Origin of the sequence: Prevotella sp. P5-92 (assembly GCF_002251245.1) — a bacterium.
In the GTDB taxonomy this organism is placed as follows: Bacteria; Bacteroidota; Bacteroidia; order Bacteroidales; family Bacteroidaceae; genus Prevotella.
In genome coordinates this window covers 1-26012 of record NZ_NPJG01000112.1, presented here as the reverse complement: position 1 = coordinate 26012, position 26012 = coordinate 1, and the positions used below count along the sequence as shown (strand labels likewise).

The 26012-nt window shown below is 43.3% G+C and carries 21 protein-coding genes, 1 tRNA gene and 4 pseudogenes; 5 read left to right on the top strand and 21 right to left on the bottom strand.

Annotated elements, in window-relative coordinates:
• Window positions 1-10 precede the first annotated feature (10 nt).
• Window positions 11-919: a hypothetical protein gene (locus tag CIK99_RS11010; protein WP_144007979.1), complete on the top strand. Its 909-nt coding sequence runs from the start codon at window positions 11-13 to the stop codon at window positions 917-919.
• Window positions 920-1343: 424 nt separating this feature from the next.
• Here CIK99_RS11010 and CIK99_RS11005 read toward each other — a convergent pair whose 3' ends face one another.
• Window positions 1344-2525, bottom strand: coding sequence for a hypothetical protein (locus tag CIK99_RS11005; protein ID WP_144007978.1), 1182 nt, complete (start codon window positions 2523-2525; stop codon window positions 1344-1346).
• Window positions 2526-2888: 363 nt separating this feature from the next.
• Between CIK99_RS11005 and CIK99_RS11000 the strand changes: the two genes are divergently transcribed.
• On the top strand, window positions 2889-3425 hold the full coding sequence (locus CIK99_RS11000; protein ID WP_254047787.1) for a transposase: 537 nt from the start codon (window positions 2889-2891) through the stop codon (window positions 3423-3425).
• A gap of 243 nt (window positions 3426-3668) precedes the next feature.
• Here CIK99_RS11000 and CIK99_RS10995 read toward each other — a convergent pair whose 3' ends face one another.
• From CIK99_RS10995 to CIK99_RS10985, 3 genes are all read right to left on the bottom strand, one after another.
• Entirely contained in the window at window positions 3669-9260 is a 5592-nt protein-coding gene (locus CIK99_RS10995) for a DUF4011 domain-containing protein (protein WP_094381553.1), read from the bottom strand.
• A gap of 199 nt (window positions 9261-9459) precedes the next feature.
• Entirely contained in the window at window positions 9460-10638 is a 1179-nt protein-coding gene (locus CIK99_RS10990) for a penicillin-binding transpeptidase domain-containing protein (RefSeq protein ID WP_254047786.1), read from the bottom strand.
• A complete protein-coding gene (locus CIK99_RS10985; protein ID WP_094381552.1) occupies window positions 10635-11012 on the bottom strand; it encodes a LytTR family DNA-binding domain-containing protein in 378 nt (125 codons plus the stop codon). The genes CIK99_RS10990 and CIK99_RS10985 overlap by 4 nt, the downstream gene beginning before the upstream one ends.
• Before the next feature lie 551 nt (window positions 11013-11563).
• On the opposite strand from CIK99_RS10985, the pseudogene CIK99_RS15810 reads away from it, so the two are divergent.
• A pseudogene (locus CIK99_RS15810) lies at window positions 11564-11794 on the top strand (IS30 family transposase); the annotation flags it as partial.
• A gap of 316 nt (window positions 11795-12110) precedes the next feature.
• Here CIK99_RS15810 and CIK99_RS10975 read toward each other — a convergent pair.
• On the bottom strand, window positions 12111-12803 hold the full coding sequence (locus CIK99_RS10975; RefSeq protein WP_094381550.1) for an NUDIX domain-containing protein: 693 nt from the start codon (window positions 12801-12803) through the stop codon (window positions 12111-12113).
• Between the two features lie 20 nt (window positions 12804-12823).
• A complete protein-coding gene (locus CIK99_RS10970; protein WP_144007977.1) occupies window positions 12824-13471 on the bottom strand; it encodes a sigma-70 family RNA polymerase sigma factor in 648 nt (215 codons plus the stop codon).
• 166 nt (window positions 13472-13637) lie between these two features.
• On the opposite strand from CIK99_RS10970, the gene CIK99_RS10965 reads away from it, so the two are divergent.
• On the top strand, window positions 13638-14252 hold the full coding sequence (locus tag CIK99_RS10965; protein ID WP_371591028.1) for a hypothetical protein: 615 nt from the start codon (window positions 13638-13640) through the stop codon (window positions 14250-14252).
• A gap of 72 nt (window positions 14253-14324) precedes the next feature.
• The gene (locus CIK99_RS10960) at window positions 14325-15443 is read left to right on the top strand and encodes a leucine-rich repeat domain-containing protein (RefSeq protein WP_094381547.1); all 1119 of its coding nucleotides are present in this window, start codon (window positions 14325-14327) and stop codon (window positions 15441-15443) included.
• A gap of 206 nt (window positions 15444-15649) precedes the next feature.
• Here the strand turns inward: CIK99_RS10960 and CIK99_RS16100 are convergent.
• The 15 genes and pseudogenes from CIK99_RS16100 to CIK99_RS10890 form a co-directional block, all read right to left on the bottom strand.
• Window positions 15650-15769 (bottom strand): annotated as a pseudogene (locus CIK99_RS16100) (transposase); the annotation flags it as partial.
• Between the two features lie 227 nt (window positions 15770-15996).
• Entirely contained in the window at window positions 15997-16656 is a 660-nt protein-coding gene (locus tag CIK99_RS10950) for a hypothetical protein (protein ID WP_094381545.1), read from the bottom strand.
• 320 nt (window positions 16657-16976) lie between these two features.
• Window positions 16977-17755 (bottom strand): annotated as a pseudogene (locus tag CIK99_RS10945) (transposase); the annotation flags it as partial.
• Window positions 17756-17866: 111 nt separating this feature from the next.
• A complete protein-coding gene (locus CIK99_RS10940) occupies window positions 17867-18484 on the bottom strand; it encodes a hypothetical protein (protein WP_094381544.1) in 618 nt (205 codons plus the stop codon).
• 22 nt (window positions 18485-18506) lie between these two features.
• Window positions 18507-18830 carry a DUF6717 family protein gene (locus CIK99_RS10935; protein WP_094381543.1) on the bottom strand — a complete coding sequence of 108 codons (324 nt, stop codon included), beginning with the start codon at window positions 18828-18830 and terminating at the stop codon, window positions 18507-18509.
• Window position 18831: 1 nt separating this feature from the next.
• On the bottom strand, window positions 18832-19230 hold the full coding sequence (locus CIK99_RS10930) for a DUF1810 family protein (protein ID WP_094381542.1): 399 nt from the start codon (window positions 19228-19230) through the stop codon (window positions 18832-18834).
• A complete protein-coding gene (locus CIK99_RS10925; RefSeq protein ID WP_144007976.1) occupies window positions 19227-19721 on the bottom strand; it encodes a hypothetical protein in 495 nt (164 codons plus the stop codon). The genes CIK99_RS10930 and CIK99_RS10925 overlap by 4 nt, the downstream gene beginning before the upstream one ends.
• Before the next feature lie 51 nt (window positions 19722-19772).
• Window positions 19773-20126, bottom strand: coding sequence for a hypothetical protein (locus tag CIK99_RS10920; protein WP_094381540.1), 354 nt, complete (start codon window positions 20124-20126; stop codon window positions 19773-19775).
• A gap of 74 nt (window positions 20127-20200) precedes the next feature.
• Window positions 20201-21472: a phage integrase SAM-like domain-containing protein gene (locus CIK99_RS10915; protein WP_094381539.1), complete on the bottom strand. Its 1272-nt coding sequence runs from the start codon at window positions 21470-21472 to the stop codon at window positions 20201-20203.
• Between the two features lie 141 nt (window positions 21473-21613).
• Window positions 21614-21687: transfer RNA gene (locus CIK99_RS10910), tRNA-His, on the bottom strand.
• A gap of 86 nt (window positions 21688-21773) precedes the next feature.
• Window positions 21774-22187 (bottom strand): preprotein translocase subunit SecG, encoded by a 414-nt coding sequence (gene secG, locus CIK99_RS10905; protein WP_094381538.1) that lies wholly within the window; start codon window positions 22185-22187, stop codon window positions 21774-21776.
• A gap of 24 nt (window positions 22188-22211) precedes the next feature.
• Window positions 22212-22994, bottom strand: a complete 783-nt coding sequence (locus CIK99_RS10900; protein ID WP_094381537.1) for a hypothetical protein — start codon at window positions 22992-22994, stop codon at window positions 22212-22214.
• 74 nt (window positions 22995-23068) lie between these two features.
• Complete coding sequence (lptE, locus tag CIK99_RS15805) at window positions 23069-23545, bottom strand: LptE family protein (protein WP_256387402.1); 477 nt, start codon at window positions 23543-23545, stop codon at window positions 23069-23071.
• A 21-nt stretch (window positions 23546-23566) separates the two neighbouring features.
• Window positions 23567-24886 (bottom strand): annotated as a pseudogene (locus CIK99_RS10895) (sigma 54-interacting transcriptional regulator); the annotation flags it as partial.
• A gap of 84 nt (window positions 24887-24970) precedes the next feature.
• On the bottom strand, window positions 24971-25978 hold the full coding sequence (locus CIK99_RS10890; protein ID WP_094381535.1) for a lysylphosphatidylglycerol synthase transmembrane domain-containing protein: 1008 nt from the start codon (window positions 25976-25978) through the stop codon (window positions 24971-24973).
• Between the last annotated feature and the right edge of the window lie 34 nt (window positions 25979-26012).

The following is a 26012-nucleotide window of genomic DNA, read 5'->3' as shown; positions in this document are numbered from 1 at the left end:
TTAGTTTAGGATGAAAAGAAGGACTATATATAATATAATGTACGCGATGGTGGCGATGATACTCGCCACCGCATGCGACGACAAGAACGACATCAACTACGAGCCAGGCTCTCCTACTGCCAACGGTTCGATGGCAGTGTATTTCGATGACAGCAACCCCACGGAGTTTATCTTCCAACCCGGTGAGGCAACGGAGGTGGAGATTGGAGTGTCACGTCTTAACGGCATTGAGACTGCTGCCGAAGTGCCTCTCATAGTGACTGCAGATGAAGGACTCTCAGTTCCTGCCACGGTAAGTTTCGCCGCAGGCGAGAGCACTGCCACCGTCAAGGTGTCATTTGGCAATCTTGCGGAATCAAAGAAATATAATCTCAAGGTCACCGTGCCCGAGGAATATGCCGACCACTACACCACCAAGCCTGGTGCCACTGCATACGCCGGATACATTATGGTGGCAACATGGGAATCCATATCCGACAATGTAAAGATGCTATGGGCTACACAGGGAGTAGAAAACGAATTTACCACTTCGCTCCAGCAACTTGGTAACACCAACCGATTCCGTTTCCCCAACTTCCTCAATTCGGGTGTTGATTATATCTTTACTGTCGGAAGCAACTCAACGAAATTCGCAGGCTACTATAGCATCACCACCTACGCCAACTACGAGCCTTATGAGGGCACGGAGGCAAAGGCTGCATATTTCTTCGACGATGCCACACAGAGCTATCCCACATGGACCGTAGCCGACGGCACCGTCGAGGTGGCAGACATCTGTATCCTTGAGGACTACGGTACGACAACCGGATATTCCTGCATCTCAATCTATAAGCGCAGCGGATACGTCTATCTCTACTGGACCGACTACACCGACGGCTCAACCGAATACTACAATGCCGTTGAGTTCTGGTGGGAATGATAATGTTTGGGAAGTTAAAGAAGTTAAAGAAGTTAATGAAGTTAAAGTAATTAAGCTATGAAGAAAGAACTATATAGATTATTCCTCATGATGACCGCCATCGTCCTTGGCCTTGCATCACGTTCAGCAACTGGACCGCATACTATGCCGCATATCGTTTTTCATACATCAACTCAGGCGCCACAAGCGTCTTGACCAAGAAATAAACTTCACACACACGGGCGCAAGCCCTCTCTTTATTCCAACCTCCGGCGCAATAGTCATCACCCCTGCGCCGGAGTTTTTTTTATAATAAGAAAGATAACACTGCAGTTATTAGCATAATACATCTTTTCTCTGGCCAGAGTGTTTTTATCATAAGAAAGAGACATTGCCGTTATTAGCACTGCAATAGTTTTCTCGAGCGAGGAAAACGCCATTGCCCCTATAGAGGTCGCTTCCACCAGTCGTCAGGCTTTTGGGTAATGACGCGAGCCAGCTCGTTCATTACCAGACACATCTCCCGACTTACCGCCGCATCCCTCGTGTACTGATAGTTCCAACAGCTAATCTGCACCAGGCGTTTTTCGGCAGTGGCATAAAACGACTTCCCCGTAGGCCGGTATCGGTCGGCAAAGCCATTATCCACAATCTCAATCACAGGGAGCTGTTCGATGAGAAGTTGCCGCCTTATTTCCCTCTCAGCCTTGGAGATAAAAGCCGACACTATCACCCAGCCGTTTCTTGCTGCATTGACTACAGCTTCGAGCTGCTGATTGAAAAAAGGCATGTCGGCACGATGGCATATGAGAGGCAGCTTCTTCTCGCAAGCCAACAGCCGGCGGTCGCCGATGTAGTCCAGCCCTTGAATGTTGAATCTGGCCACCACGGCGTGGCATGCCTCATCGCATTTAGCTCCGTGGCTCTTGTAAAACCGGTCGTCAGCCACCGCCCTTTTCGCCACCTCCAAATTCCATGCAGCCGTCTTCATGTTGCGCCTGATGATGAAGCACTGGTGCCGGTCGCCCTGTATCAGCCTCTTCTCCGCCTGCTTGGCTATATACTCCATCTTCACCCTCACCTCCTCGGCTGTCAGCGCCTCCACGTCGTTGTAGCCTCGCACAAACAAGGCGGGCCCTAAATACGAGCGGGTGTGGTGCCGGTCGCGACTGTGCATCCTTGGAGTGTACACTCCATCTTTCATACAGGGCGTGCGCCAATCTATGCCCAGGCTATCCCAATAATGGTGGGTGCAGCCTGCCATAAAGCCGCTTACGAGCGTGCCTAAATGGCGCTTATTGCCGGGCAGGAGATGGAGGAGACCGTGGAAATGCTCGGGCATTACTTCGCAGGGGCCTATCCTCACTGTGGGACACACGAGGGGCATCTTTTTCCAACTTTCAATCACGCCCTTGCCGAGGGCGGTATATTCGCAGTGGGGAGCGTCGGCGCCAGTTCCCCCTACTCTCCCCGCCACGCGGCTTAGTATGGGGGCTTCGCCCCGGGTGTTGAGGGTAAGGAAGAAGTAGCCCTCGGTGTAGTTGATGAGGGGGTCGCGCTTGAGGGCGTCTTTCATCTGCGCGTCCTTCATGCGCATCATGGCGATTTGTTCGGCGGTATATTTCATAGTGGCAAAATTGTAATTGAATTGAAAAGCAAATATCTTGTAAAGAATGATGTTGTCAAGCAATGTGATTTCTTTGCGGCAGAAATGTTTTTTACCGCAATGTGATTTCTTCGCGGCAGAAATGTTTTTTACCTCAATGCGATTTCTTCGCAGCAAAGATAGTGTTTTTCTTGCAAAGAGCCAAGTGTTTCAGGGCTTTTCTTTGGGTCACTTGCAAAAGCGTGTGGATAGCATAGCACAATAAAAGCAAGCAGGTGTACGTTTATAGAGTAAACGTTAGAACAAAATGGAACAGTATAGACTCTTAGCAGAATGCCTATTGCCAGCCCACATGCTTGACTGGTTTGACTTGAAGACTGTAAGATGAGACATGCCTGTCCGAAGGCTATGCGTACGCTCGACCGGTTCCATCATCAGCAGTTTTGTCTTGAAGCCTTGCAAGAGGTACGCAGAGAGTATTGGCGTGAGCAGATGACACTTGATGCCAATGCTAGGGAAGAGCACCGTCTGATGATGCTTATGATGTCACCCGAGAAATGGACAGACACACAGAAGGAACGTGCAGAAATACTGTTCCGTGAGTTTCCGGACATAAAGACGGCTTTCTCGCTTACCCACTCTCTTCGAATGATTTTCTCGCAGAGGTGTACTAAGGAGCAAGGTGCTGTCAGCCTGCATTCATGGTACTCGAAGGTCGGTGAGTTCGGCAACAAAGCGTTCAATGATATTGATGCCGCCATGTACGACCGTGAGGATGAGATCCTTAACTATTTTGTCAATCGCTCTACCAATGCATCAGCAGAATCCCTCAATGCAAAGATCAAGCATTTCAGAGCACAACTCAGAGGTATCATTGACCGTAAGTTCTTTCTCTTCAGACTAATGAAGATCTATGCCTAATCCACACACTTTTACTGGTGACCCCAATAATGCCCATATTGATTTTGAATGGGCTTGTAGAGGCTCTCCTTGCTCATCACACGCCTGCTCCCATTCCAAATCTTCATCATTGTTCAAAATGTCAATGGCTTACTCTAATGAATCTGCTTCAACATAGCAGTCTTCATAAGTTTCATACGTTCTTGTAAATTGGTACATCATAATTATTACTTTTTAGTTCAACATAAATAAACATATTTCTTGTTAAATATTAAACAATATCATACCCTTCACTTCTCTGATGTCACCTTTTTTAAGCATCATGTCAAGAATGGTATTTATTGTCTCTGTTATCTTTGCTCCCGCATTGGAGAAACCAAGCTTGCGGGCTGCAATGGTTGGAATTCTATCTTTAGGCAGAGAGAATTCTTCCTCTATCACTTCTTTAATAGCATTTGCGATTTCTATCATTGGTATCTCTGTGATACTGCGTGGAGATGGTGCCCTATATCCTTTAAAGTTTTGGGCACTCTCCTCATCTAGCCAGACACCATTTAAACCACTTACAGAGAGCGAATCCAGGTATAGACCTGACAACGCAAATGAAACTGCCCTTTGGATATTTGCGCCTGCATGTCCAAAGCCAAGGGCTCTTGCTAAACGCTTACACAGGTAACTCTCTGTAGCAGGTTGCTCGTCTTTAAGAATACGTCTGATGATCTGAGCATTCTTCTCATCATAGGGGTTAAATGAGTCCTTATCTACAGGAGCAACTTCAATCTCACATTCGTGATATGATTTCTGAGTCTTGTTTCTAGACGAGTCTTCTGTTATGCCAGCATCCTTGATCTTTTCTGCATCAAAGACATAAGACGCTACTTCTTCCTCTACGTTTTCAGTTCCTCCAGACTCAGCAGCCTTAAGTTCTTTAAGAATCTGTTCCAAGGCTCTATCCCTATTTTCATACCAGTCAATTGAGTATACTCTCATCACTTTCCAATTGAGCATGCGAAGGATACTGGGCTGCACAATCTCCCTGTCTCTTGTCGTTTTTGTCTCATAGTATGATACTCCATCGCATAATATGCCAAGAATGAATCTTTCAGGATGGTCTTTGGCAGCAACCGCTATGTCGACTTTAAAATTCGACCTTCCGACAAATGATTCTGTAACATAGCCTTTTCGTGCCAAGGCATCACAAATCTGTTCAACCATTACATTGGCATCCGATTTCTGAGTGGTGCTGGATAAGAACGGTAGTTTGCCTGTCTCTGCAAACTCGAGGAAAGCCTTCAGGCCTTCCACGCCTTTCGCATTCGAGCGATTCAAGTCTATTTGACTGGACTTCAAGGTTGAGAATACCATCATTTCATAACGGGCACGAGAAACGGCTACATTCAGGCGTCGCTCTCCTCCGGCATTATTGAGAGGGCCGAAGTTCATGGATACCTTTCCTTTCTTATCAGCGCCATAGCCGATAGAGAAGAGGATAACATCGCGCTCATCACCCTGCACATTCTCAAGGTTCTTAACAAAGATAGGCTCTTTGTCGTTAAAGGCAATCTCCTTCAACTTTGGATTCTTGTCGAGTGCTTCAAGTAAATCATCCTCTATCAGGTCGCCCTGAACCCTACTAAAAGCAACAACGCCAATACTATACTTCTTAAGCTCCTCATCAGACAGTCTCCTGATAATCTCGTTTACGATAGCCTTCGACTCCTCAGGATTACTACGAGTTCTGCCTTTGTCATAGACACCGTTGATAGGAACCAATGTCACCTTAGTTACACGGTCATCAGTAGAGGGGAATGTCAGCAGGTTGTTATCATAATACTGTGAATTGCTAAATGCTATCAGACTCTCGTGTTTACTGCGGTAATGCCAGTTAAGCTGATGTTCACATAAAGATAGCGTGATACAATCATCGAGGATACTCTCCATGTCATCAACGTCTGCTTCCTCCTCATCTACCGGGTTGGATGTGAAGAAATTGGTAGGTGGCATCTGCTTACTATCGCCAACTACAACAAGTGCCTTGCCTCGGGCAATGGCTCCAACAGCCTCGCTGGTTGGCATCTGTGAAGCCTCGTCAAAGATAACCAAATCAAACTTTTCTGCATTCATATCGATATACTGGGCCACAGAAATGGGACTCATCAGCATACATGGACAGAGTCTTGGCAGCAATGTTGGGATACTGTCGATAATAGATCGGATGGAACAACCTCTTCCACCGTTAGCGATATTTCTTTTTAGGATACTAATCTCTGATCCGTCTGCGATGGCTATAGATGTAGCGGGAACTCTTGAGGCAAGCTTGCTATAGAGTTCTTCCTTGCTAAGCTCCTGGAATGTGACAGTATCACGTTTGTACTTTTCTATTTTCTGGCGGAATTTAAGTCCGTTGAACATTCTGAGCTGCTCGTTCGTATCTATCGTTGTCTCAATGAGAATGTGATATATTCCTTTTAGGTACCTACTCATTGCATCTTGAGGGTCGGCACCGTCCTCAATCAGGCTAATAACTGGCAGAACACCCAGTTGTTGCAATTCACGTTTTTTGTCAACCCAGTGATACCAGTCTTTCATCTTATTATAGCCGTCAAGCCAGTTGTCGATATGGCTTATTATATGGTCGATGCTTATTGGGTTGATTGTCAACCCATTCAGTTTATCAGAAAAGTCGATTAGTTTCTGATTGACTGATGTAAGCGCATCTGCCTGATAAAGGAATTCTTGTCTTCTGCCGGCTTTCTGATTGCCCAGGTACTTGATATAGGCCTCATAACGATCCTGGTGACTGAATCCGTTGGCATGGGCATATGAGAACAACTCTTTTTCCTGATTTTTCAGGCTCTTCTTGAGATTCTGATAGTCTCCAACAAGTTTCAACATGCTTTCAACACCTGTCTCAAATATCTGACCATAAACCTGTAAGGATTTCAAAAATCTCTTCTTTGCGAAATAGCGCGGCAGGAACCACTTGTCGTTCACCTCTTCCCATTCTCTTGCATAGGCTTCGACATCTATTTTCAGAATGCCTTCATCATACGATGACAAAACACTCTCATACAGTTCGTCTTTCTCCCTTTCAGAAGAAATGCTATCAGCGAACATTTTTAGCCACTGAAGATCGTTTCCTGTCTTCAGATCTATGTAGAGCGTTGAGTTCAACTTCTCTAAGAGGGTGTCATATTTATTCTTCTGGTCCTTAAAATCCTTAAGAATCGTACAGATGGCTTCTAAGTTCTCCTGCCTGTTATCAATAGGCTCCAATCCATATAGTGCATGCTGGCATGGCTTACCAACGATATCGAGGATTATCTTAATCGGCTCTACCTGTTCCCTGCATTGGGTTATAAAGTCAGCGGTAATCTGCCCAATGGCAGGAAGTTGCTCACTAATCTCATCTTCACGAATGTAGATATACTCAGAGATACAGTCATACAGGCTCAGACCACTGGATGACTTGATGTGCAGAGCCTCCATATAGCTGATTAGTTCCTTACGTTCATTAAACAATTCCTCAGAGCGTTGCGCGTATTTTTCGGGCGAATTGATCTTAGTAACTTTCAATACTTCGTCCATCTGCTCAAGGAAATGCTTCTTGGTGGCCTTGTTTGAGTGCAGTTCCAGACAGAACGGGGCAAGACCAATCTTCTCAAGTCTTGATTGCACAACAGACAATGCCGCCATCTTCTCAGCAACAAACAATACCCTTTTGCCCTGATACAGCGCATTAGCAATCATATTTGTGATTGTTTGAGATTTTCCCGTTCCTGGAGGCCCATGCAGAATAAAACTTTGGCCTCGACTCGACTCCACGATCGCCTCCATTTGTGAAGAGTCAACATCCAAGGGGATAGCAAAATCCATCGGAGAGCTCTCTCTATCGATATCCCTTGCATCAACGGCATCTCCAACTAATCCCTGTTTGTTCTGTTTGTCGATAAGCGATGCCACCACAATGTTTTCTTTCAACTTATCTGCATTCGAATGAATATCGTTCCACATAACGAATTTGTTGAAAGAGAACAAACCCAGCATTGCCTCTTCGATGACATTCCATTTCTTCTGTTCAATGATGGCTCTGCGGAAATAGGTAAAGATAAGCTTTACATCTACACCGCTCTCGTCTTTTGGCAATTCTTTCAGCATATCGAGGTTGATGTTGAAATTCTGTTTAAGCAGCTCAACCAAGGTAATATTCAGAAAGATGTCCTCGTCTCGTTTACGGATGACATAGCTGTGGCCAATTCTGCGCACAATGTCAACAGGGAGCAGAAGGATAGGAGCATAACGAGCTTGCTCACTTTTTGGTGTCTCATACCATTTTAGCATGCCCAGAGCCAGGAACAGACTGTTGGCTCCATTCTCTTCCAATGAAGTACGAGCTGTTCTATATATCTGCTTCAAGTCATTCTTTAATTCAGCGTCAGTCAGATACGAGGCTATCTTATGATCGCTAATCAATTCAGAAACATAGGTCTGGTATTCTATTGCCTGCAGGCTTGAGTCGTACATGCCTTCAGCATTGGGCTTAAGTTTCTTCCCTGGAAATGGGGTGATGGTATAATCTTCACCTGCTTGGAGATGATCTTCCAGATAATCTATTTTATACGATACGAATGGGATGACCTTACTGCCAAGTCTGGTGTTCAGCAGGTTGTTGCGCAAGGTAAAATCAAGGAGTTTGCGTTCCCAAATCATCTGTTTGGTAGTTGATTTTCCTTCATCTTCCAATCTGAGATCGTAATGATTTAGATGCCTGAGGACTTCTGTGGCATTCTTATGCTCTATACCTTCGTTTTCAATAGTCCATGTGCCATCTTTCTCGATGCGCTGAGGCAGAGGTCTGATGTTTCCAAGTCTGCAACGATGAATGTCTACGAAATATAGAAATTGGTCGTCATCCTTCATCTTCTGTATGGCGCTACTTACAGCTTCTTCAAAATTGATACTCTCAGAGGCTGTGATGGCCGATGGTTCCAACAATACCACATCGTTGTTGCCATCTGCGGTTTCTTTTATCAAGTAACTCGCATCATCGCACACCATCTTAGTTGAAACACTCGGAGTTAACCATGCCCCTACCATCGCATGTCCCTTCAATATCAGGATGATAGGATAGATGCCTATTCCCTCAAGGCATGAAGCTACCAATAGGCTCAGATCAATACTGGACCCCATCTTTTCATTTAGTACTCTGTCTGCAAGACGAACGCGCAGTCCATTTTTCTCGAAGCCAGCAGGTGGTGCAGAATAGATGATACCTTCAGTTCGTAGGGCTTCATATACGGCTGCTACCTGTGCCCGGACTCTATTTCTGTCTAGAGTCTGATATTCATCAAAGGCAGCAGAGCCAGTCCATTTTTCCAGGAACTTGGCTGCAGAAAGCATGATTTTGGAAAGCAGAGGGTTGTTAGGTACTACAAATGCTGCAATATGTTCAGGTAAAACATTACTACCTGCCCATTCCTCAAATGACAAAAGCGTGATGGGATATTCTTTCTCATAAAGGATTACCCCCATACTTTTTACTACAAGTAGGAATGTTGTATTCACTGCCTCAGTAATCTCACATAGAATACGATAATCGGGCTCAATCTTAATGGACTTTACTTGTACGGATTGGCTCCTTTTCAACAACTCAAACCTACTGCCACTATCCTTGATATACTGGCCGCTTATTTCCAATGAAATCCCATGCCAGTCTACGGTATCGCAATTTTCCAGAACAAGCGAATTGCAAACATTAATGCCGCTATTCATTATTGCATAGTTTACACATGGCAGATAATCTATCTTGACACTAATGCTATTTTTTGATTCTGATGTTTGAATTGTCTTTCTCATTTTTCTTCAGATTTGCCCTTATTTAATGTATATCAGCTTTCTTTTAATTAATACTACGAAGATGGTAATGCCTGCCCATAGTTCACCATATGTAACACCGAGGTCACGTGCGAAGTCATTACTCCAAAGGATAACCTCATTGCAGAGCCTATCCGAGAGATTCTTTGCGTTTACAATCGTATCGTTTACCATACTAGTATTATTTATTCAACATTCCATTATCGATCATCCATTCAACAATATTGTGGAAAGCATCGCCAGCCATGCCGCCACCGCTTGCGGGAAGTCCTATTTTGTTCAGGCTCACAATCATGCTGTATTTAGGCTTATTGGCAGGGAAGAAGCCACAAAATGCTACTTGATATTCGGAAACAGTATTGTCCCCTTCGTAATATTCATTAACCTGTGAAGTGCCTGTTTTTCCTGCCACTAATATTTTGGCAGAACCTGCTTTATGTCCCAATCCTTGACTAACCACATGTTCTAATGTCTGCTGCATAAGAGCAATATTCTCTTTTTTAGCAATCTGCTCATTGACTACCTCAGCAGTGCCAGGCACTAATGTTGGCTTTACCATCTTACCATTATTAGCGATAGCATTATAGAAAGTCAGCATCTGGATGGGAGCGATTTTCCTATTGTAGCCTATCGCACTCCAGAGAATATCCTTATTCACCCAATCGGAATCTTTCGGGGAACTATAGACAGAAGGACGCAAACCTTCGATTCCTTCAATGCTACTTGGCTGTCCGAAACTCATAGAGTCAAGCTTGTTGAAATAATCCTGTTCGTGTCCTTTAAAAAGACTCCAAATCGTCTTACTGATTCCGATATTCGAGCTAACCCCTAATGCCCGATCCAATGTCACTTCACAATAACCGCCTCTACGCCAGTTATGATCCTTCATTATCCGATCATCATCTATCTGCCACACACCATTACCAGTATCTACAACATCTGATAGATGAGCTTTCCCCGATTCTAATCCTACTAATAATGATACTGTCATAGTTAATGCTCCTAATTCCTGTTGATAGGCAAAGTTCTGGCATGGTTGGAGCTTACCTTCAAAGTTACGTTCACGACCAGCCATAGCAAGTATTTCTCCTGTTTGGACGTTCATAATGATTACCTGACCTTGTAAGCCGTTTATCTCTGTTAGCTTGTTATTCAGCAAGGAGTCAGCAGCATGTTGCAATGCAGGGGAAATTGTTGATCCTTCTTGCGACATCGGTAATGTGTTGCCAGTAGAGCTACACCTATTGTATATAAGATAGCAGACAATAGTGAGTACCACACAAGCGATAGCTACTATCCATTTCCAATTATTGCTTTTTCTATTCTCAGTTCCGAGTACCTGTAATTCGTCATTATTCATAACTTGCCCTCCTTTTCCGATTCAATCAGAGTTTTCAACTGTTTAAGAGCCTCCTTTGAAGCCTGTAGGGTAAAAGCCTGATTCACTTCCATGTTCGACATTACTAATTGTTGTTTGTTGACATTAATCTTAAAGATGTACGCACGATTCACTATCAGTGACTTACCAATTCGGATAAATGTCATAGCCTCTTTGCCAAGCTGATCTTCCATCATCTGCTGACAATGGGCCAGGTTCATTGTGAACACATGCTCCGTCTTATCATGCAGCACCATCGTGGAGTAGTTGCCATCTGACTCCACGTAAACAATCCGTTCAGGCTTAACCCTGACAAGCTCGTTGGCATTCGATATGATTAGTACTTTGCTGCTCACTTACTCAATTTTTCGGCAAATTTAATAGATTTGGCTCAAATATCAAAGAATAATGTGCTTTATTTGTACAAAATATGCGTTTGATTGTATAAAATTGGTGTTATCTTATAGTTCTTTCTATTAACAAGTCTCTAATTATTATGAATAATGCACCCAAGAATAAATAAACCAAGTAGGATTAGCCCCCAGACGCATCCTTTAAAAGCATCATCAGATTCTTTCTGCCTTCGTTTATTTTCTTCAATGATTCGATTATAGTAATCTGCATTTTGTTTTATGTAATCAGACTGTGTTCGGGGCTTATCTAAACTATTAGTAGTATAATCGTTAGTCTTATTGCGACGCAAGTTCAACATAGAACTGCAATTTTCTGGTAGATGAGAATAAATAATCTAATACCAGAAAACACCGAGGGGTTTGGGGGGCGAGAAGCCCCCATCAGAAGAAAATTCAACTAGCAATGCTAAAAAACAAAAAGGGATACCGCTGTCTCCCAAAGATTAATTAATTTTGCATTGCTTATGTACAAACAATTAACCTCGGAGCAAAGTGCAAAAAGCATTGGAACAAAGGTCTATTTTGCCGATCCGTACTCATCATGGCAGAAAGGGGCTATTGAGAATGTAAATGGGCTCATTAGGCAATACATTCCAAAGAATACTTGCTTTTCGAACATCAGTTAGCAACAAATAACTAAGATTATGCAGAAAATTAACACAAGACCAAGGGAAAAACTCAATTTCTCAACCCCTAATGAGTGCTTTTACAAAAAAATGTTGTAAATTTGCACTTGCTAGTTGAATCCGCGCAAAAAAGTTCACACCTAAATGAATTCATTAAGAGAATACTAATCAGCTTTCGGTAAGGCGAAGGTTCAGCAAAGTTCCCGTTTTCATCAACAATGCCAGTATCACCTACCTGAGCTTCAAATCCTAAGTCGTTTACGAGAGTTGTTTTGATTCTGTCTAACATAATTAATCACTTTTATTAAGTCCTTGAAATAATTCTGGCAGATTTGGCTGCGTCAGTCACACTTTCAGATGTGCTGCCGTCTATATAATATTACCAAATCTTCCCAAAAGGTAAACAAATAATCTGTTAGAATTCGAGACGGAAACCTTTTTCTTTCATTTCATTATAGCTCTCAGGATTGAACTTGTAGAGGTATGCCACCTTTTTGTTCGGCATTGGAACTGTCTCATCAAGCTGCGTGAGAATGCCAAGTTTCAACATCTTGTTATAGAAATTGCGTCTGTCAAATTTTACACCAAGAATCGCTTCATATAGATGCTGTAGCTGTGTCATAGTGAATTTTTCAGGCAACAGCTCAAAGCCTATCGGCTCAAAATGGATCTGACGGCGCAATTCCGATGTAGCCACTCTAAGAATCTGATCATGGTCAAAAGCCAAAGCAGGTATTTTATCTATGGGGAACCATTCGGCTTTTGCTGCATCGTCACCACCTTTTACCTCACTGATACGTACCAGAGCATAATAGGCTACAGTAATCACTCTCTCTCTTGGATCTCTGTTTGGATCAGAAAAAGTATGGAACTGTCTTACATAGGCCGTTTTCAACCCAGTTTCTTCATATAGTTCACGTAATGCTCCCGTTTCTGCATCTTCATCCATTTTTAGGAAACCGCCAGGAAATGCCCATCTACCTTTATATGGGGCAATCCCGCGTTCTATCAGCAAGACATTAAGCCTTGTCCCATCAAAACCAAAGATTACGCAATCCGTTGTAACACTTGGATGCGGGTACTTGTAATGATACTTTAATTCTTCCATCTCTCTATTCTTTATTTATGCTATACTGCGAGAGGCAAACTTACAGAATCTGCCCCCTCATTCATCATTTCCATCATTTTCTTCAAAACTTTATTCTTCTTACTCTTCACACTATTTCCATTCCTATATCCTATTCTCTTCGCAATTTCCTCCATTTTACAACCATCCACATAATAACTCTCCAATATCATCTTATCCACTTCCTTTAACCTATCCCAGACTTTATCCAACTTCTCATAAACTTCATCCCCCTTTTCTTCCATCACCTCAAAAATATCTTCAATCCCATTATCACAAACCTTCTCACAACCTCCTTCCAATATCCTATCTAAACTTACAATATCTTCATTCACCTTTCTCAAATAATGCATCCCTATATTCTTACACACCCTAACTAAATAACCAACCATATTCTTTTCTTTCAATTTAAAATCCTTATCCATCATCCTATCCCATAACACCAAACATCCATCATCATAAATTTCTTCCAAATCCTCAAACCTCAAACTCTTAAACTTTCCCATCAACCTCATCAACACATTATCCCTCTCTCCATTCACCACCTTATTAAAAATAAGATTACTAACCTCGACAAGACCTCTCTTTTCTTCCATCAGAGACATCTTCTCAACTTCATCAAAACCACTCACCTTAATTCCTACTATCATACTCAAATTTTTAATTATTGCGTAATATTCACGCTGCAAAAGTACAAAGAATATTTTATTCCTGCAAATTTTATGCGTATTTTTTACGCAATTGATTACTTTTTTTCTATTTTTGGCAATATATAATGCCTGATATTGGGTAAAAATGAATTAAAATTGGTGATTTATGATGAAAATTAATGTTTATTCGGAGAAAAGTGGTAATTTTGCTTCTGATTCGAAAAAGAAGCCCATGATTATCATTGAGTCCAAGAAAAAGAAGTTGGAAACCCTTAAAAAGGAGTACCCAGACGCTATGATCATCGACGTGACGAGCCATGCACAAGATGAGTTCGTCAAGTTCAGTCCTTTCTATCCCAATGGTGGTATTCCTGTTCCCTTTACCGAGGGCTTGGTAGCAGTCTCTGTGGAGGGTATCTGGCAAGGCCTAAAAGTTTTCGAAGATGTGGATATTGATACTTCTTTGTTCTCGAAGCGTGACATGAAGAACATGAAACGCACCACAAGAAAATATGGTCCCATGCGCGGACATCGTAAGGGCGTTCGTGGTGAGGAACTTCTTGGTTATCTTACTGCCCGCAAGCTGATTTATCTTCCTTGTTATAAATGGGTGTTGGAAAACAAGCTCCAGAAACTTGTTACAGCCATCCGCGTCATTTCTAAAAATAAGCCCGTGGTATTACTCGACTACAATACTAATCCTGATGTTTACAATCCAAAGAGTCCCCTCTCACACGCTTCGTTGATTAAGGCTTACATTGAAGGCAACTACCCAGAGTAACGTCTGATCACATTATTATTTTATGGGATGCCCTGATGGTATCCCATTTTTAATCATTATAATTAGATCAATATGAAGAAGACAATAGTTTGTACAAAAGAGAATCCGTTACATGTTCAGATTAAGAAGCATGAAAAATATAAGATAGAAGAATTGAAAGTTTCAGGCTTTCTTGGGGGAGATGATTTTGACGTCTTGACTGCAATGAGCCAGGAGAAAGGTAAACTTCGAGTACTCGATATGGAGAATGTCATTGAAACTGATTGCGAAATATATAGCGAAATGGCAGATGACATATATGTAGACAAAATTTCCATCAAGGACGATTCATTCGTTGACAGTATTCGTTTAGAGAAAGTCGTTTTGCCAAACGGGATAATAGGCATAGGGAATCACGCCTTCTCCAATTGTGTTAACCTTCGCGATATTGAATTTCCTGAGAATCTGTTTTTATGGCATTGGGCATTTCACAACTGCCCTCTTTTGGGTGATTTCTACATAGAAGGAAAAGAAGGTCTGAACTATATTCTTGAGAATGCATTTGCTGGTTCTATCAAGCGATATGTCTGTGGCTTCAATGAGTGGCCATTAAACAAATCAGGACAGCCTATATGTGACGATGAATTCTCGGACATTTTTTCGTTCGATGGCTCGGTATTCTTCTATAATCAGTGGTGGGAAGAAATATCATTGGTAAGATACCCAAATGGTTGTGATAGGAGTGAGTATTTGATTCCAGAAGGAGTGAGAGAAGTCAATCAATATGCTTTTGTGGGAAACCGTCACCTCCGCACGCTTATATTCCCAAAATCATGTTGTAGTTTAAAAGAACATGCCGTTACGGATTGTCCCAATCTTGAAACATTAGTGTTCAAAAGCCAATCTTTATACGGAAGCAGAGTTTGCCATTGGGATATGTACTATGACAATATCATCAACCAATGTCCCAATCTCAAAGACATCTATTTGTATGCTGAGGAACCTGAGAAAATAAAATTTGATGTTTTTGGGAATTTGGATAATATGAATGATATTGTACTCCATGTCCCATGTTTCTGCGCTAAGAAGTACAGAGATTATGAGGAGGAATATTGTTCTATGTACGACTATAATGATAAGAAATATGTAAAAGTATGGCGCGAGTTCAAGCGGATTGAAGAATTTGATCCTATTGATACGTTTGGCGAATGATCCTATAATTGATATTGAGTGAGAGGGTGACAAATTAACAATTCGGGGGGTATGTCAACTGAACTGTGTCATGCTGCCGTACCAGAAACCGCTGGTGGAGTAAACCATCGCGTTCTTTCTTGGCGCAGCAAAGGTACGAATTTAATTTCATTTTTCCAAACAAATCCATAAAAAACATTGAATTTATTACATAATATTGAACCTGTCTCCGAAGTGGATGCGCCATAGACAAGCTTGAGGTCTGAGAGAAACTCCTTTTGGTTCTTGCTGCCGACGTACTTCACGGAATTGCGAATCTGGTGCACGATGCACAACTGGACGTCTGTCTATAGCAAGCAACAAGCTTAGGAGTTCTCAATAAAATATTTTAAAGCGTAAGTTGCTTCTTGTGCTATCAATTCGTAAATGGGGCATACCCTAAGAATAGACCTTGTCAGTTCTTAGATAGTTGGATGTATAGTTATGATAGTTAACTTTGTATTCAGGGGCAGTATGGTTATGATGGAACACCTGCGACAAAAATATAAGCAAAAATCTTGGTCGGTTTGGACTCTCATTGGTTGCCAATGATGCTTTTCATTGAGTTTTGGCAATCTTGGCACAATCCGTTTTTCATGTAGAAGGTATTCTTGCCATGGGCATCCTGCATCAGGCACTTCGGGGCATTCTTCTTGCAATGCGGCAAACCGCGAGAATGCAGGAATTCATGGATTGTTACTTTCCATAAGTCATCCTTTCGTTTCAAGCGATAAGTAGAAACTACACAAGCTTCACCAGGCAGGAAACTCAATCCCATGATTCCATAGTTGTATTGTCTATGAATAGAGGTAGATATGTCGCGATGCGTTAGACCAATGGTTACAAAATCGGATCCCTGGTTCTGTTGCTTCAAGAAACCAAGTATCTTTCCTGCCCAATATCTGTTTCTCGGCTTATAAAGACAAGAAGCAGGAATATCTTTCTTGGGTAGCACTTCTATCTCGGACAGATAGATGGGAACCAGATGCTTTTCCAACTCCTCCTTCAATTGATTTGCTTCCTTCTGGGAGAAGTCTCCAAGCGGTTGAAGGTCAATATGAATGAAACTTTCCGGTGGACAGGTACAGAGGGTACCAGAGTCTGCTTCAGTGCTGCTTGGCTTTTTCCCACTACTGCAACTACTCATCAAGATGATAATCAATCCTACGGCTAATGTTACGAATGATTTTCTCATAATTGTATCTCTTTTAATTTACAGTTTAAAATGTTATAGTCAACCTTTCCTTTTATGCCAGCTACCTTTTTTATCGTTTTCTGATGGATGGCATGGGGTAGCACTACAGGTGCATTGACATCTCCACACCAATACTGGCAGTCATTGAATTGACCGAGAAAGTTTTTGGTATAGAAGGGCTGACTGCAATAGATAATGGGGGCTTGCCATAATGCTTCTTGCCATCGCGTTCTTTCTTGGCGCGGCAAAGGTACGAATTTAATTTCATTTTTCCAAACAAATCCATAAAATACATTGAATTTATCACATAATATTGAACCTGTCTCTTTTGTGGATGCGCCACAGACAAGCTTGAGGTCTGAGAGAAACTCCTTTTGGTTCTTGCTGCCGACGTACTTCACGGAATTGCGAATCTGGTGCACGATGCACAACTGGACATCTGTCTTTGGAAATACGCTTTGGATGGCATCAGGGAAGCCTGTGAGACACATACATGCCAAGCAAGTCCTTGTGTCCATACTTATCTATGCCAAGGACATTGTATATTGCGCGTGCTTCGGTGGAACCCTTCTCGTTACGTGCCTTATAGTGGATTGCGTCCATCCATACTATTGGGTAAACCTCGTCAAGGCTACGGGTTCGCCATGACTTAATCTCAGGTCATACCTTGTCGGTGATATTACTGATCGTCTCCTTCGAAATCTCAGTGCCAAAGTTCTCCAGAAGGAATGACTGGATGTCCGACATGCTTTGACCGGTGGCATAAAGACCGATTATCTTGTCGGACAATCCCTTTGCCGAAATCGTCTGGCGCTTTTGAACTATCTCAGGGCTGAAGCTGCCGTCACGGTCACGAGGTGTCTCTATCTCAACCTGACCGTATTCCGTCTGCAAGGTCTTGCACATCTTGCCATTGCGGCGGTTCTTCGTCTGAGCCTTCATAACTGAAAGGTGGCTTTCCATCTCACCTTCCAAGGCGGAGTTTAGAAAGTCTTTCAATATACGATGAAATGCCACCTTCCTTACAAAATAAAGGGGTGCCTTGCTTAAACTGTTCTCTGGCAGAAGCCAGCATTGAATTGTACTCTTCTTGTGTCATTGCTTTACTCTAATTATATAATAAAACGATTTCATACTACATTTTATTGTTAGTAGCAGTGACACAGTTTAAATGACAGCCTCTATCATTTTTTTCAAGAAAATGTCACCCTCATAGATTCTTCTTGCAATATCCGCAAAGATCATGCTTGTTAGAGAAATCGGCCTTACCTTTAGCATCCTTCATCAGACAGTGTGCGCTATCTTTCGGACAATGGGGATAGCCATAGAAAGTGTGAATGAACTCATGGGTCACGACTTTCCACAAATCACGTTTCTTATGCTTTAGCCTATGGTCCGAAACCACACAAGCATGGTAATCTGCTATACTTGATCCAAGAACGCCCCAGTCTTTGACACCATTCTTGTAATCCCTGCATATATCACGATGGGTAATGCCGATATAGATATTCTCGTTATCAGCATCTTCTTTCAGCGAATCGATGATCTTGTCAATCCGATATTTCTTTTTCGTCTCTCCCAAGAATGAATCGGAAAGAGGTTTGTTCGGCATAACTTGAACCTCAAAGACACCATATAGTATTTCCCTCAGATGGTTATCAAGATCGACTTTCAACTTCTCAGCCTCATTCTGAGTGAAGTTGTCGTAAGGTTGCAGATATAGTGTTGCATGAGGACAGCAATTCCCTGTGATTTGCTTTTTGCCATATAAGAAATAAGCTATTGCAAATATGGCGGCAATCGGTATGAGCCAGAGTTGTTTCTTCACAATATTAACAAGATAAAAATCTCTACTTTATATTAAAATAGATTTCCTCTGGATGCTCACCAAATAAGAAGTGTACTACATTACATAACCACACATCTTCATTGAAACCATCCAAATTCTCTACCTGATATCTACCTCCAATTTCATCATGTGCCACCAACTTCAATCGGACAGGATAATCATCTTCCAGACTGACATCTACTGTAACGTAAAGTCCATCTTCAGTAAGATAATCAAGAAACTTATCCGCGCCATCAACCATTTCAAGGTCTTCTTGGTCTCCGTCATAATCTGGAAGAACGACAAACCATCTGCCATCTTCCCATTTCTCAAATGTTAACTCCATATTACCAATGATATTTCCTAATAAGTTGCTTAAAGACAGGCTCGTCCGTTATAGAAGCAAAGAGTAAGGCGCAAGTACGTATCTTTAGCACACCTAAGTTACTGAACACCTCATAAACAGGCTTATCACTATCCAATAGGACTTGAAAAGCTTTGATTAATCTTTCTCTGAGGATTGGATGCTCAATGTAAGCTTTTGCCTCTTCACGACCGTTGAGGCCATAGAAGTCTGTGAGTTTACTTGTACCAGACCTTTTCAACTGAGGATATACATACCTTACCCAACATTCAAAATCGGGCTTCCCTTCTTGGATTTCAATCAGGGCTTGTTCATACAAGGTGTTACCATGAATGGTTTTCCCCTCTTGTGCTGTAATGAATCTTTGTAAATCTTCTATCATTTAGTATTTTTTATCATTATACTATTGCTACCATACATATAACAACACCAAATCTTTCCACAAAGATAATATCTTTTGTTTGCACAGAGGATTGTATTTCTCCATAATCTTCCAGTCTTAGTTTTAGCAGTATATGAAAACGTGTGGAAAGTACCCCCATCTTTAAACTCATCGACAAGATAGTCGTAGAAAGAGTCCATTGTACAAAAATCATGAGATGCCAAATAAAGATGTGCCAATTCGCGAAGATCATCTCCTATCTTTACCGATTGAACATTATTTGGATCACAATAATCTTCAACCTCATACATTATTATAAAATAATTAGTAAATGCCAAATCATATCGCTCTTTGCCATCTATTATGGGTACTAAACCTGCCACTGCTATTTCTGGATTATTTTTAATGAGTCCGTATATATCGTTCTTCTTCACAAATCTATCAAATGATTTGCCACTCATCTCTATATATTGTTGTTTCATATTCATCATATATTCTTTGGTTTTGTTATGAATAGAGGTAAATTTCATTTTGAAATATGGTTAGTCATATATTATCTCTGGGTTAAGTTCTGCAGGAGTGTACCATGTAATGCCGTACTTCTCCTTCAAGATGTGCTTTTGTAATGCCCATAGCCTGGGACAGCTACCAAGCTGAATGAATAGGTTGGCTGCTCGTTCGGGATTATCAGGCATCAGCTTTTGAGCTTCATTGATAAGAAATGAAGGCCTTTCTTGTTCTGAAACCTCCCATGGCAGATTATTTTCCACCATAGATCTCAATTGCTCTATTTGTTCATTGACAAACTGAGTATAGACATCTTTCATTACCTCGGGAATTATCCGTTGGTATTCATAAGCCCATTCATCTTCATGTTTAGGTAGCTGCTTTATCATCTTATTACTAAAATTTGCGGCTAAAGTACAAAAAATCTCCCACCTACACAAGAGTAAGCAGGAGATATTAGCAATTATTTGCCAAAAACGTACTTCACGACCTTGGCATTAGCCTTATTTTCGTTCACGAAGTCACGTTCAATGTATATGTCGGTGACTCTCATGGATTCATCTATGTGGTTTAATGCTTCATGTACTACGTATTTATCTATGCCTACTTTATTAAGGGCAATGGTAGCCCATAAGTGACGGGCTGCATAATATTCAAGGTCTATTAGGTTCAGCTTGTCACCAATAGTTTTCAACCCTATGTTGATAGCCCGATTAAAATTCTTGTCTGTATTATATAAAAGGTAAAACTTGAAAACCCGTTGTCCTGTTTTATCCCTGTACTTCTCGAATAGTGGCTTTAAAAATGGTGGTATGGTTACGATCATCTTTGCCTTGTCAAGTCTGCGGGCTGTCGTTTTGGTGCGATAGTAGGTTATAGTATCATCGTTGAACTCCGTACAATTGAATAAGTCTGCTGAGTTCATTCCGATTAGACAGAACGATAGAATGAAGCAGTCTTTTGCCAGATTAACTATACTTTCTCTTTTTAGAGTGCCGTCCTTTTTACGCTCATAAGGGTACTGCCAGATGCTTCTTATTTGTTCTGCGGTAATAGCTCTTTTACGTGTTGCCTGTTGTTTCGGGACTACCACATATTCAAATGGCGAGTTGGTAATCCTAATAATATTACGGTCAGGATCATAGTAATTCTTCTTCGCTTCATTAAATAGATGGCGCAGGCTTCCTAAATAGAGTGACACACTACGGTTTGTTGGGACTCGTTTTCCAGACTTAGTCAGTACATCTGCCCTTAGTCTGCTTTGTCTTTTTAAATAATCCATGAAACCATTTAGTAGTGAAGCCGTAAGTTTTGAGGCTTCAAGATGGTCTGTACCTAAAAAAGTAATAAATGCATTTACGGCGGACTGATAGTTTTTCTTCCCTTTAATAGTTGTTGTGGTAATCCACCACTGGCAAAAATCAATAAAGTCAACTGGCTTCTTTCGTTTTTCGTCTGCAATCAGCATTTCCATGATTTCATCCAGCGTGTAGTTGTTGGCATCAACCTGTAGTTGGTCACACTTGTTCCTGTAACTTTCTACAAGTTTGTCAACCTTCCGTTTGATGTCTGTACCTTCTTTAAAAGTTAGTGATTTTGTCAGCTCGTCAGCACTCACAAATAGGCTCGTAGATAGCCATTTTACCCTTCTTTTGTAGGTAAAACTAAGCTTAACATTGTACTTGCGGTCAACACGCATACCATCCTTTTTAACCATTGCTTTGATTGTCAACATGTTACAATTCATTTTAGCGGTAAAAATAGGTAAACAATCAATGGATTTTAGCCTATTTTTGAGGTTTTGGGGTGCTGATTATGTCAAATTCTGACAAAACAAAAAAGCTTGTAAGTATTTAACCTACAAGCCTTTATGTTGGGTGCCCGGTGGGACTCGAACCCACGACATTCAGAACCACAATCTGACGCTCTAACCAACTGAACTACGGGCACCGTGTTCGCTATTTTTCGTTAGCGGGTGCAAAGGTACGCATTTTATTTGAATTGACCAAATAAAACGCGTACTTTTTTACTTTTTTTTAGTTTTTAGGCTGTTCTGCAGGTTTTGCAGGTGCAGCAGCCTCCTTAGCTGGAGCCTCTTTTGCTGGTGCGGCAGCTTCTTTTGCTGGAGCTGCGGCTTCCTTAGTCTGACTTGCGCCGAAGCCTGGGAGGTTGTTAGGATTGGTGGTTGGGTTCTCCACGTTTTCCATGATAGAGCCTTCGCCGGCGGCCTGTGGAGCTACGTAAGCGCATGCCACGCTGATGACAACCATGGCGATGGCGAGACCCCATGTGGCCTTTTCGATGAAGTCGGTAGTCTTGCGGACACCGCCAATCTGGTTGTAAGAAGCGAAGCTTGAAGAAAGGCCTCCGCCCTTAGACTCTTGAATCAGCACGATGCCAATCATGAGCAGTGCTGCGATGATGATAAGAATTACTAATAATGGGTACATTTTATTTTACTTTTTTTATTGTTATTATTCTATTTTTTTGTTGTTGTTTAATATAAGTTTCTGTAAGAATCGTATTTGATCTGCAAAGTAAGCATTTTTTTTTGGATAAATCAAACTTAATCGCTGAATTATTTCCAAAGCTTTCGAATATCTGCCCTGTTTTATATAAATTCGTGCCAAAGTCTCGGTAAAATAGCCTTCATCGGCTTGTTTTCCGTCGTTTCCTCCATTAGTGGTGTCAAGTTGTGGTGTGAACTCGACGGTGTCGGAGAGGACGATCTTGCCTCGATCGTTTTCTATGAAATTATCTATCAAATTTTGTCCTTTGAGGAGGGGCTTCTGCTCTGTCTCGGGACGGTCGTCGGCGGTGGTATCTGTCTCGATGAGATAGGCCACATAGTCGATGGTGGCGTCGGCTGGAGTGGGTTGTCGGCGACGTTTCTCCTTGGGTGCCGGGTCGGCTGGTATGGTGTCGAGGAAGTTGTCGATGAGCGAGATGGTGCGGTTGGCGGCGGATGCGGTCTCTTTTCCCTTGTTGTCGGACTGAGGCTTTTGGTCGGCTCTGTCTTTTCTCACCCTGTAGTGTGCTGCTTCGACGAGGCGGAAGAGCACCTTGCGGTCGGTGATGTAGATGGCGGCTCGGCGGAGTTCTTCATCGAACGACGGGTCGTGTAGTATGAACAGGTTTTGCAGCATGAGCAGTCTTGCTGTCTGGAAGTATGGATACAGAGCCAGCGTGGAGCGCAACTCATAGAGTGTGTCGCGGTCCATCATCTCGGGGTGTTGTATCAGCTCTGTAATGTTCATCTACGAATGAGTGTGTATAGTGAATGAAATGTTGTTTTCTGTCTCTCTGTCGCCTCTGTCTCTCTGTTGCCGTGTTACCAGTTGGCCACGGTGGCATTGAATATCTGTTCGGTGATTTCCTTCACCATCTGGGTGACGAGTTCCTCTTGTACGGCATTGAGCGACTGCGTGTTGTCGTATGTAGAGGTGGCGGTGAACTGCTGCTCGAAGTCTTCGGTATGGTTCACGTTGTTGGTGAACCGCACTTTTACGGTCATCGACAGTTCGGTCTGTGAAGAGTAGCCCTCGCTCGACACCGACTTGTTTCGCTGTTCGTAGCGTGTTATCTCTCCTTCGATCTTCAGGTCGCCGTTGCGTTTTACCTGTATGAGTTTGGTATGGTTGGCAAACTGGTCTTTCAGCTGGTTGTTGAAGATGCTTGCCATGGGACCCCAGACATAGCTCGACCGTATGGGGAAGTCAGCTATCTGTATGGTCTTTGTCTTGCTATAGTCGATGCTTGCTCCGTTGAACTTGTACGACACTTGGCATGCCGTGGTGGCGGTGAGCATGACGAGTGCAGCCACGACGGCTATTCCGAAGCGTTTCAGCCATCGGTAGAGTGTGCGGTCGGAGATGCCCAACTCGTCGGCAGCCCGTTTGCGGTTGCCGTTAGCTCGTTCGAGAGCTTTTTCTATGTAATTCTTGCTCATATTCTTGAGGTTGAGACTTTGCAGTTCGTCGTAATCGTCGTCTTCATCGTCGTCGATAATTGCCTTTCCGTCGTTGTAGATACTGTCGGACGGGGTTATCACCGACGAGTAGCCGTTGTTGTGATTATTGTTTTTCGGTTCGACATATTCCTCGGCGATGGCATCCTCCGCCACGTGTTTCTTATTGTCGAGCAGCAGGGGCTTGGCAGTGAGGGCAGCTGGCTTGGCGTTGCCCATGGTGACGTCGGAAGCAATGTTGAGCTTATGTTTCAGCATCTCCACGTCCTGTCTTAGTTCGCTAACGTTGCCTCTGAGGTCGAAGAGGATCTTGTAGAGCAGTTCGCGTTCGTTTTCGAAGCTGTGTTCGCCATCTTTCCTTTTTCCCATTGAGACGATCTCGGTGGTCTCGTAGTCCTGTGGGATGAACTGCCGCATGATGTCGGCGGTGACGAGCCTTGACGGGCTGAGGATGGAGATCTGCTCGGTGATGTTCTTGAGCTGTCTGACGTTGCCCGGCCATTTGTATTTCAGCAGCAAGTCTTTTGCGTCCTCGTCGAGAGTCACCCTTTCAATCTTGTACTTCTCAGCCATCTGCATGGCGAAGAGGCGGAAGAGCAGGACGATGTCGTTGCCACGTTCGCGCAGCGGCGGCATCATGATAGGGATGGAGTTGAGACGATAGTAGAGATCCTCGCGGAACTTGCCTTCGCTGATGGCGCGTGTCATATTGACGTTTGTAGCTGCCACGATGCGCACGTTAGTCTTCTTCACCGACGTGGCTCCGACGGAGATATACTCGCCGGTCTCGAGCACGCGCAGCAGGCGGGCCTGGGTGGATAGAGGTAGCTCGCCCACCTCGTCGAGGAAGAGCGTGCCTTTGTCGGCGGCACCGAAATAGCCCGGACTGTCGTTGATGGCGCCGGTGAACGAGCCTTTGACATGTCCGAAGAGTTCGCTGTCGATGGTGCCTTCGGGTATGGAACCGCAGTTGATGGCGAAATATTTCTCGCGTCGTCTTGGCGAGCGGTCGTGGATGACCCGAGGAATGATTTCCTTACCCACTCCGCTTTCTCCGATGATGAGCACACTGAGGTCGGTCGGCGCCACCTGCAAGGCCACGTCGAGAGCATGATTCAAGGCATCGCAGTTGCCCACGATGTTGTATCTTTTCTTTATGTCTTGAAGTTCAGAGTCCTTCATCATTGCGCAAAATTACATATATTTTTTTAAATATGTTCTCTTTTTATGGAGAAAAGTGTCGTAGATGGCTGTTTTTTTGAGTTGTCAAGCCTTTTTTCTATCAAGTTTGATAAATAGCAGGCCTATAGCGGTCCAAATGAGTTCTCTTATTCTCACTATCAGCGCGACGAAGATGCCAGCTCCAGCCGACAGGGTGAGGCCTTTGGCAGAGAGAAGGAATCCGCCCTCCCGCCCTCCGAGTTGCAGTGGCATGAAGAAGAGCATGTTGGCAAGCAGGGAAGTGAACGCGAGAATGAGGATGCAGTCGAGATAGTTAGCCTCCGGCATTATGACGAGGAGGATGAAATATATCTCTAATGCCGACAGTATGCGACATGTCAGCTCGAGGCTCACCGCACCCCAGAACGCTTTGGGGCTTTGCTTGTGCAGTGCCGCTATCTGGTTGTCGATGGTTGCAAGTTGTTCACGATGGCTTTCGAAGAATCCCTGCGCCCATCGTTTCACCATGGGGAAGTGGCTCAGGATGGTCATACACCGTGTGGCGATGCCCTTTTTGTATCCTTTCAAGAAGAACCATACTGCCAACAGGCAGAATGCCGTGACGACGGCGAGCATTATCGCCATGGGGATGTTGACGGTCTGTGTGGCGATATACAGCAGGACGGAGAGCAGCCAGAACCAGAAGTGTGAGAAGATATGCGTCATGGCATAGAGGATGACCGACGACGACGCCCTCTCGGTGCCGATATGTGGCGCTAATGACATGATGCGGTATGGCTCGCCGCCCATGAGTCCTCCTGGAGTGGCATAGTTGAGTGCGAATCCGCTGACTGTAATCCTATAGAGCCACCAAAACCCCACATCGGCGGTTGTCTTCGGGTCGCCGGTGTGCTGTTTGTTGTTGTGGATGATGACATACCATGCGGCTGTGTTGAAGATGTAGAGGAACATCCACAGCGCGATGACCGCCACAAACCAGTAGCCAGCCCTTGTCAGGCCGTCGATCACCTCGTTGAAGTCGAGTTGAGAGACCATGAGGATGAGGACGGCGATGCCAAAGAGGAAGAATATGTTTTGGTGTTTCTTCTTCATTGGGGGTTAGGGGTTTGAGGGGGATACGGAGGTT

What these genes read in the sequence shown, in the direction of transcription:
- CIK99_RS10960 (WP_094381547.1), top strand. Translation starts at nt 14,325, where the DNA reads ATGAAGAAGACAATAGTTTGTACAAAAGAGAATCCGTTACATGTTCAG.
- CIK99_RS11010 (WP_144007979.1), top strand. Translation starts at nt 11, where the DNA reads ATGAAAAGAAGGACTATATATAATATAATGTACGCGATGGTGGCGATG.
- CIK99_RS10920 (WP_094381540.1), bottom strand. Translation starts at nt 20,126, where the DNA reads ATGATAAAGCAGCTACCTAAACATGAAGATGAATGGGCTTATGAATAC.
- CIK99_RS10900 (WP_094381537.1), bottom strand. Translation starts at nt 22,994, where the DNA reads ATGAACATTACAGAGCTGATACAACACCCCGAGATGATGGACCGCGAC.
- CIK99_RS10950 (WP_094381545.1), bottom strand. Translation starts at nt 16,656, where the DNA reads ATGAGAAAATCATTCGTAACATTAGCCGTAGGATTGATTATCATCTTG.
- CIK99_RS10995 (WP_094381553.1), bottom strand. Translation starts at nt 9,260, where the DNA reads ATGAGAAAGACAATTCAAACATCAGAATCAAAAAATAGCATTAGTGTC.
- CIK99_RS10890 (WP_094381535.1), bottom strand. Translation starts at nt 25,978, where the DNA reads ATGAAGAAGAAACACCAAAACATATTCTTCCTCTTTGGCATCGCCGTC.
- CIK99_RS10965 (WP_371591028.1), top strand. Translation starts at nt 13,638, where the DNA reads ATGATGAAAATTAATGTTTATTCGGAGAAAAGTGGTAATTTTGCTTCT.
- CIK99_RS10915 (WP_094381539.1), bottom strand. Translation starts at nt 21,472, where the DNA reads ATGTTGACAATCAAAGCAATGGTTAAAAAGGATGGTATGCGTGTTGAC.
- CIK99_RS10970 (WP_144007977.1), bottom strand. Translation starts at nt 13,471, where the DNA reads ATGATAGTAGGAATTAAGGTGAGTGGTTTTGATGAAGTTGAGAAGATG.
- CIK99_RS10990 (WP_254047786.1), bottom strand. Translation starts at nt 10,638, where the DNA reads ATGAATAATGACGAATTACAGGTACTCGGAACTGAGAATAGAAAAAGC.
- CIK99_RS10930 (WP_094381542.1), bottom strand. Translation starts at nt 19,230, where the DNA reads ATGATAGAAGATTTACAAAGATTCATTACAGCACAAGAGGGGAAAACC.
- CIK99_RS10935 (WP_094381543.1), bottom strand. Translation starts at nt 18,830, where the DNA reads ATGGAGTTAACATTTGAGAAATGGGAAGATGGCAGATGGTTTGTCGTT.
- secG (WP_094381538.1), bottom strand. Translation starts at nt 22,187, where the DNA reads ATGTACCCATTATTAGTAATTCTTATCATCATCGCAGCACTGCTCATG.
- CIK99_RS11005 (WP_144007978.1), bottom strand. Translation starts at nt 2,525, where the DNA reads ATGAAATATACCGCCGAACAAATCGCCATGATGCGCATGAAGGACGCG.
- CIK99_RS10925 (WP_144007976.1), bottom strand. Translation starts at nt 19,721, where the DNA reads ATGATGAATATGAAACAACAATATATAGAGATGAGTGGCAAATCATTT.
- lptE (WP_256387402.1), bottom strand. Translation starts at nt 23,545, where the DNA reads ATGCTCACCGCCACCACGGCATGCCAAGTGTCGTACAAGTTCAACGGA.
- CIK99_RS10975 (WP_094381550.1), bottom strand. Translation starts at nt 12,803, where the DNA reads ATGGAAGAATTAAAGTATCATTACAAGTACCCGCATCCAAGTGTTACA.
- CIK99_RS11000 (WP_254047787.1), top strand. Translation starts at nt 2,889, where the DNA reads ATGAGACATGCCTGTCCGAAGGCTATGCGTACGCTCGACCGGTTCCAT.